Here is a 6,687-nt window from a genome sequence, read left to right on the forward strand (position 1 = left end):
GGGCCACCTGGGTCACGCGGTTGCGCAGGGCGGCGAGATCGAGCGGCGTGCCGGGCTGGACCCGCGCGATGATCATGCGCGGCACCGGCAGATCGTCCATCGACAGGCCGGTGCCGAGCCATGGCTCGAGCAGCTTGCCGCTCTCGTCCTTGGTGAAGGGTTTGACCTCGACGATGCCCGCTTGCGCGCGCATCGCCTCCGTCACCGCCACGGTGTCACGCTCGAGGTCGCGTCCGGCCTGCGGGCGCACCTGGATGGTGATCTCGCTTGCGACATCGGACTGCCATTCCGCGGCGGAGGCGCTGACCAGCAGCACCGTGCCCGTGGTCATCGAGGCGAGGAACGTCATGATGGCGACGACCGCGACCAGCGCGCGCCCGTGGATCGAGGCGCGCGGCACGATCGGCGACATGTTGCGCGCCCTGGCCGGAAGCTGCGGACGCTCCTGTCCGAGATCGACCAGCACGCCGCGTTCGTCGGGCTTACTCATAGACGTGCAGCCGTCCCTGATGCAGCACGAAGCGGCGCGCCTCGTACTGGTCCATCAGCGCGATGTCGTGGGTGGCGATGATGACGGCGGTGCCGGACTTGTTGAGCTCGATGAAGAGCCGCAGCAGCCTTCGCCCGAGCGTCGGATCGACGCTGCCGGTCGGCTCGTCCGCAAGCAGCAGCTGCGGTCGCGAGATCACCGCGCGCGCGATCGCGGCGCGCTGCTTCTCGCCGCCTGAAAGAATTGGCGGCAGCGCATCCATGCGCTCGCCGAGCCCGACCCATTTCAGGAGATCGATGACCTCCTTGCGGTAGCTCGACTCGCTGCGGCCCATGACGCGGAACGGCAGCGCGACGTTCTCATACGTCGTCATGTGGTCGAGCAGGCGGAAATCCTGGAGCACGATGCCGATACGCTTGCGCAAATCGGCGATCTCGTCCTTGCCGAGCAGCGAGACGTCGTGGCCGAACAGGTTGACCAGGCCCCGCGTCGGCCGGTGCGACAGGAACAGCAGGCGCAGCAACGACGTCTTGCCGGCGCCGGACGGGCCGGTGAGAAACTGGAAGGAATGCGGCGGGATCTGGAAACTGAGATCGCGCAGAATCTCCGGCCCCAGACCGTAACGCAATCCGACATTTTCGAACCGAACCAAGCTCAGCTCCGTTCGAGAGGGGGCGGACCGCCGGCCGCGGCGCTCCGCCATAGGCGATCAACGGGTTTTGCGGCCGTTATGGTTTCCGGTTCGTTAACGGTCGCCATGTAGCATCCTTGGATGCGTCTTGGCGCCCGGTTTCGCACCACCGGGTCATCGCCGAGATACGTCCAAGATTCGCGTCAAGAGTAGCTTCAAGATTCGTCCATGCATCAAGGCTCGTCCATGCATATCGTCTGCCCCTATTGTACGACATCCTACGCCATCAAGCTCGCGAGCCTCGGGGCGAACGGGCGCACGGTCCGCTGCTCCCGTTGCAAGGAGACCTGGATGGCGTATCCCGAGGATGCCGTCGAGGAGGCGTCGGTCCCGGCCATGGCCGCGGCCAGCCGGGCCGACGACCAATCCGACCTCGCCGAGCAGTGGAACTCCTACGCCGAGGACGACGGTGCCGCCGAGACCCCGGTGGTCGACAGCCCCTCGATCGCCAGCGACTGGCCGACCGAGGACGCCGGGGAAACCGCGGACGATTGGGCGGCGGCGGCCCGGGCCGCCGAGGACGACGACGGCGCCGGCGCGCAGCACCAGTCGTGGTTCCGCAGCCTGTTCCGTCGCCGCGGCGCGCGGGTCAGCCGCATGGCTCCCACCACGGCGCCGCGAAAATCCCATGTCGGCCTGCCGACCGCCTGCGCCGCGATGGGCGCGCTGGTGCTGGCCTTGGTCGTCTGGCGCGGCGACATGGTGCGGCTGCTGCCGCAAACGGCGGCGTTTTACAAAATGGTCGGGCTTGACGTGAACCTGCGCGGGCTGGCCTTCAAGGACGTGAAGCTCTCGAGCGAGACCGTGGACGGTAAGCAGGTGCTCGTGATCGAGGGCGTGATCGTCGGCGAAGGCAAGAAGGCGCTCGACATCCCGCGCTTGCGCTTTGCGGTGCGCGACGCGCAAGGCGCCGAAATCTACGCCTGGAATACGGTGCTGGAGCAGACCGTGCTGCGGCCCGGCGAACGCGCCTTCTTCAGGTCGCGCCTGGCCTCGCCGCCACCGGAGGGCCGCAATATCGACGTTCGCTTCTTCAACCGGCGCGACATTGCCGGCGGCAGCGTATAGTCGGCCAGGCTATTATTTGAGCATGATCCTTCGGAAGACCGCTACGCAGTTTTCCGGATCATGCTCGAGGTCCCGCGCGTGAGGTTGGTCCGATGCCCAGAGTGTTGATCGCCGACGACGAGGAATCCATGCGCACGCTGGTCGCGCGCGCCATCGCCATGGACGGTCATGAGACCGTCACGGCGCAGGACGGCGCCGAGGCGCTCGAGATCCTGACCCGCGAGGACGGCGCGTTCGACCTGCTGCTCACCGATATCCAGATGCCGGTGATGGACGGCATCGCGCTCGCGCTCGCTGCGGCCCGCGACTTCCCCGACCTGACCATTTTGCTGATGACCGGATTTGCCGACCAGCGCGAGCGCGCCTCGAACCTCAATGCGCTGGTGCACGACGTCGTGACCAAGCCGTTCTCGATCGCCGACATCCGCACCGCGGTGGCGGATGCGCTGGCGGCGAAGAAGGGATAGCGGGCGCTCTTGTAGCCCCCATGAGTGCAGCGACATGCGGGACCGCTGTCCCGGATATCGCTTCGCTCATCCGGCTACAGCACTGCCGCTGTGACGCGATGATCGCCCCGCACACCCGGTGTCGTCCCGGCGAAGGCCGGGACCCATACCGCGAGGTCTGTCTGTAAAGAACGATAGCAGTACCGGACCCCAATCTTCGCCAAACTGCTCCCTGGGGTTGTGGGTCCCGGCCTTCGCCGGGACGACGTTGGGGAGATGGCCGGGCTACAAGAAACTCAAAAATCCTTCAGCAGCCGCTCGATATAGTCGAGCTCGATCTGCGGGCGCGAGGTGTCGCCGAGGCGGCGGCGGAGCTCTTCGAGGATGCGGCGGACGCGCTGGGCGTCGATCTCGCCGGGAATCTTGACCGTGTAGTCGTCGCTGAACTCGCGGCCGTGAAGCGGGCGGCCGAGCGGATCGGTCTGATTGCCGCCGCTCTGCTGGCGACCAGCGCGATTGCCGGGACCGTCGCCCTGGCCGTCGCCGTCACCCTGCTGCATCGCCTCGGCCATCTTCTGCGCGCCCTTGCGCAGCGCGTCGAGCGCCTTGCCTTGCGAATCCACGGCGCCGTCGGCATTGCCTTCGCCGAGCTTGGAGCCGGCGTCGCCCATGGCGCCATCGGCCGTATCCAGGCCGCCGTCGTCATCGCCCTGGTCACCGTCCTGATCGCCATTCTGGCCGGGCTGTCCCGGATCGCCTTGCTGGCCCTGCTGCCCTTTCTGACCCTTCTGTCCCTTTTGCCCGAGGCCGCGCTTGGCGAGCTCGTCCTGCAACTTCTTCAGGCGGTCACGCAGCGCCTGCTGGTCCTGCTGCAGGTCCGACATCGACTGGTCGCCCTGCTGCTTGCCGCGCGAGCGGTCACGCCGGGAGTCCTGGCCCTGCTTGTAGGTCTTGTCGCGCAATTGCTGCTGCTTGCGGATCATGTCGGTCAGCTCGTTGAGCGCCTGCTCCATCTCGCTGTCGCCGGATTGCCCGGGCTGCGCCATCTGGAGATTTTCCATGATCTGCGCCAGCTGCTCCAGCATGCGCTGGGCCGCCTCGCGATTGCCTTCGCGCGCCAGCTTCTCGATCTGCTTCACCATCTCGTCCAGATCGCGCTGGGTGATGAAGGAACGATCGCGATTGGAGGATTGGCTTCTTTCCGTCGCCCGCTTGTATTCCTCGAGCTTCTGAATGGCATCGGACTGATTGTTCAGGCTGCGCCCGGACTCCTTCTGCCTGAGGTTGTCGCCGGCGTCCTGCATCGCCTTTTCCGCACCGTCGAGCAGCGCGTCAGGATCCTGATCCTGCGGGGCAGCGACGGCAGGAAGGCCCCCCAACAGGAGGGCGAGGCAGGCGATCGACATCGCCCTCAAGACTGGCACGCGCGCTAGCTTCCGCATTTCCGGTCCCGCGTAAATTGATTGGCCCCGTCGTCCCCCGCCTTGGCCCGGCTGTTCGCCGACTTGCGATAGGCCTGGAGCTGCTGGCGCAATGCATCCTGCTGCTGCGCCAGCTCTTCGAGCTGCTCCGGCGTCGCCTGCTGGGTCTTCTGGCGCAGCTCGACGGCCTTGTCGAGAATGAGCTGGACCTCGGCCGGGAAAGGCTGCCGGGGTCCCAGCGGATTTTGCTCGGCGCGCCGGGCGACGTCCCGCACCTTTCCGGCCRTCGCCTCGCGCAGCTTGCGCGTCAGCGCCTTGATCTCGTCCTCGCTGGCGCCGCGTTCAAGCGCCTGCTTGAGCGCATCCTGCGCCGAGCGCAGCGCGGCGTTGACGCTGCCGGCGACACCGTCGTCCTCGATGGTGACCGCGAACGCCCACATGCTCGACACGACCTCGCGCATCGCGTCGTCGGTGCGGGCCGCTTCGAGCTGGAGCGCCAGGCTGCGCAGGCCGAGATAGCAACCGGCATCCGGCGTGAACAATTCGGGCGCGATCATCAGCGCGTCGAGCGCGGCGTAGACGTCGGAATTCTTGTTGGCGTCGAGCGCCAGGATGCGGCGCTGCTCGATCAGCGCACGCGCGAGCGAGTTCGTGAACAGACGCTCGGGCAGCCGCATGTTGAAGGGCTCGCTTCGCGCCTCGTTGCCGGCCTCGTCCTTGGCGGTGAGCGTCAGCGTGACGTCGGCGCCGGCATAGGGGTCCTCGCTGAGGTCCTTGACGGTCTGACCGATGCCGTTGCGGGTGCGCGCGTTCGGCAGCACCAGCGGGAATTGCGGCGGCTGGAACAGCGGGCGCGCGGCCGCCTTGGTGTCGGCGTCCTTGGTGCCGGAAGGCTTGACGTCGGAAGGCTTGGCGTCGGAAGGCTTGGCGTCGGCAGGGCGCAGGGCGATTTGCGCCTCGGCACCGGTGACGCCGTAATCGTCCTCGATCTTGTAGGAGAGCTGCAGCGCGCCGCGGGCCTGGCGCTCCGGATCCTTGGCGAGCGCAATCGTCGGCGGGCGGTCCGGCGTTGCCGTGAAGGCCCATTGCGGCTGGCCGGAGGGCGCGCGGACATGCGCGGTGCCGTCGCCGGTGATGGCAAAATGCTTCTCGTTGGTGCCCTTGGGCGTGGCTTCAGTAGGCGCGACCTCCTTGAGGCCGCCGGAGACGGCGACATCGAGGCTTCCACCGGAGGAACGCACGATCAGGGTCGAGCCGGCGGGAATGGCGAGCGGGCCGCTAGCCGGCAGCGCCGCGGCCTCCTTGTTGGCGGCCGACAGGATGACCGGCGGCTTGCCGGTGTAGAGCGGCGGAGTGACCCAGGCATCGACGCGAATATTGGCCGGCGCCAGCACGCCGTTCCAGTCGAAGGCGGCGCCGAGGCGCATCGCGCGCTCGTCGCCGGCGGCGAAGAAGGTCGCAACCAGCATCACCATGACCAGCGCGCGCAGCGCCCAGGGATCGTGCAGCGCGAGGCGCGGACGCGGCAGACCGGCGCGGATGCGCTTGAGGGAGGCGAGCGTGCGCTCGCGCTGCGCCTGCCACAGCGCCTGTGCGACCGGGTCCTGCGAGCTCAGCGTGTCGGTGAGCGTGGTGGCCGGGCGGTGACGGATGCCGGAGCCACGATCGAGCCGGGCGAGCGCCTGCTCGCGGCTCGGCCAGCGGAAGCCCACCAGCGGGAACGCTGCGGCGGCGGCGAGGCCGGCGAAGATGACGAGACCGATGGCGCGGACGACGAAGGGCAGCGCCAGCCACAGACCGGCCCAGGACACCACCAGGAACAGGCCCACGACGGTCAGAAGACGCGCCAGAGTCGGCCAGACACGCTCCCACGCGATGGCATAGGTCGCCCGTGCGAGGGCCTGCGCCAGCTTCAGCCGCGACAGAGCGTCGCCATCGCGGTTCGGGTCTGACGGGTCGGGGGTGACGCCGTTCAATCAGCTCTCCAGGTTGCCCGGTAGAGAGAAGCGTACCACAACGGCAGCACTGAGGCATCCGTTCCTGTACGGGACCTACCCCTTTTCCCGCATAACACGAGGACGTGACTGGCCCGGCTCAACCCCGTAATTTCCGCGACGCCATCCAAGGGAAACAAAGGGAACGCCATGGACAAGAAAATGCACGACAAGGGGCTGGAAGTTCGCAAGGCGGTGCTGGGGGAAGCCTATGTCAACAATGCCCTGAAGAACGTCGACGACTTCAACCGTCCGTTCCAGGAGATGCTCAACGAATATTGCTGGGGCACGGTGTGGGGCCGCGAGGAACTGCCGCGCAAGACCCGCAGCATGCTCAACATCGCCATGATCGCGATCCTCAACCGCCAGCACGAGTTTCGCGCGCATCTCAAGGGCGCGCTGACCAACGGCGTAACCCGCGACGAGATCCGCGAGATTTTGATGCAGGTCGCGATCTATGGCGGCATGCCGGCCGCGGTCGACAGCTTCCGGATCGCGCGCGAGGTGTTCGCGGAGATCGACGGCAAGGCGTGAGGGGGGCGACGTCCCGTGGGTGAGGGACGCAGCGTCCCTCCTC

The 6,687-nt window shown here is 67.4% G+C and carries 7 protein-coding genes; 3 read left to right on the forward strand and 4 right to left on the reverse strand.

Going from position 1 to position 6,687, the window contains the following annotated elements; genetic code table 11:
- Both ACXJL8_RS29685 and ftsE read right to left on the reverse strand, forming a co-directional pair.
- The coding region (locus ACXJL8_RS29685) for a cell division protein FtsX (RefSeq protein WP_456686071.1) at positions 1-490 on the reverse strand (490 nt) is incomplete at its 3' end.
- Positions 483-1,142: a cell division ATP-binding protein FtsE gene (ftsE, locus tag ACXJL8_RS29690; protein ID WP_456617315.1), complete on the reverse strand. Its 660-nt coding sequence runs from the start codon at positions 1,140-1,142 to the stop codon at positions 483-485. The genes ACXJL8_RS29685 and ftsE, both read right to left, overlap by 8 nt.
- Positions 1,143-1,367: 225 nt before the next feature.
- On the opposite strand from ftsE, the gene ACXJL8_RS29695 reads away from it, so the two are divergent.
- Both ACXJL8_RS29695 and ACXJL8_RS29700 read left to right on the forward strand, forming a co-directional pair.
- Positions 1,368-2,249 (forward strand): MJ0042-type zinc finger domain-containing protein, encoded by an 882-nt coding sequence (locus ACXJL8_RS29695; RefSeq protein ID WP_456617557.1) that lies wholly within the window; start codon positions 1,368-1,370, stop codon positions 2,247-2,249.
- A gap of 92 nt (positions 2,250-2,341) precedes the next feature.
- Positions 2,342-2,716 carry a response regulator gene (locus tag ACXJL8_RS29700; RefSeq protein WP_456617314.1) on the forward strand — a complete coding sequence of 125 codons (375 nt, stop codon included), beginning with the start codon at positions 2,342-2,344 and terminating at the stop codon, positions 2,714-2,716.
- A 275-nt stretch (positions 2,717-2,991) separates the two neighbouring features.
- On the opposite strand, the gene ACXJL8_RS29705 is transcribed toward ACXJL8_RS29700, so the two are convergent.
- Positions 2,992-4,137 carry a DUF4175 family protein gene (locus ACXJL8_RS29705; RefSeq protein WP_456617313.1) on the reverse strand — a complete coding sequence of 382 codons (1,146 nt, stop codon included), beginning with the start codon at positions 4,135-4,137 and terminating at the stop codon, positions 2,992-2,994.
- Positions 4,125-6,092 carry a TIGR02302 family protein gene (locus ACXJL8_RS29710; protein ID WP_456686072.1) on the reverse strand — a complete coding sequence of 656 codons (1,968 nt, stop codon included), beginning with the start codon at positions 6,090-6,092 and terminating at the stop codon, positions 4,125-4,127. The genes ACXJL8_RS29705 and ACXJL8_RS29710 overlap by 13 nt, the downstream gene beginning before the upstream one ends.
- Positions 6,093-6,260: 168 nt before the next feature.
- On the opposite strand from ACXJL8_RS29710, the gene ACXJL8_RS29715 reads away from it, so the two are divergent.
- Complete coding sequence (locus ACXJL8_RS29715) at positions 6,261-6,644, forward strand: carboxymuconolactone decarboxylase family protein (RefSeq protein WP_008567285.1); 384 nt, start codon at positions 6,261-6,263, stop codon at positions 6,642-6,644.
- The last annotated feature ends 43 nt before the right edge of the window (positions 6,645-6,687 follow it).

The sequence above is a fragment of the Bradyrhizobium sp. P5_C11_2 genome (assembly GCF_054049755.1).

Coding starts and splice junctions, on each gene's coding strand:
- ACXJL8_RS29695 (WP_456617557.1), top strand. CDS start 1,368: ATGCATATCGTCTGCCCCTATTGTACGACATCCTACGCCATCAAGCTC.
- ACXJL8_RS29700 (WP_456617314.1), top strand. CDS start 2,342: ATGCCCAGAGTGTTGATCGCCGACGACGAGGAATCCATGCGCACGCTG.
- ACXJL8_RS29705 (WP_456617313.1), bottom strand. CDS start 4,137: ATGCGGAAGCTAGCGCGCGTGCCAGTCTTGAGGGCGATGTCGATCGCC.
- ACXJL8_RS29715 (WP_008567285.1), top strand. CDS start 6,261: ATGGACAAGAAAATGCACGACAAGGGGCTGGAAGTTCGCAAGGCGGTG.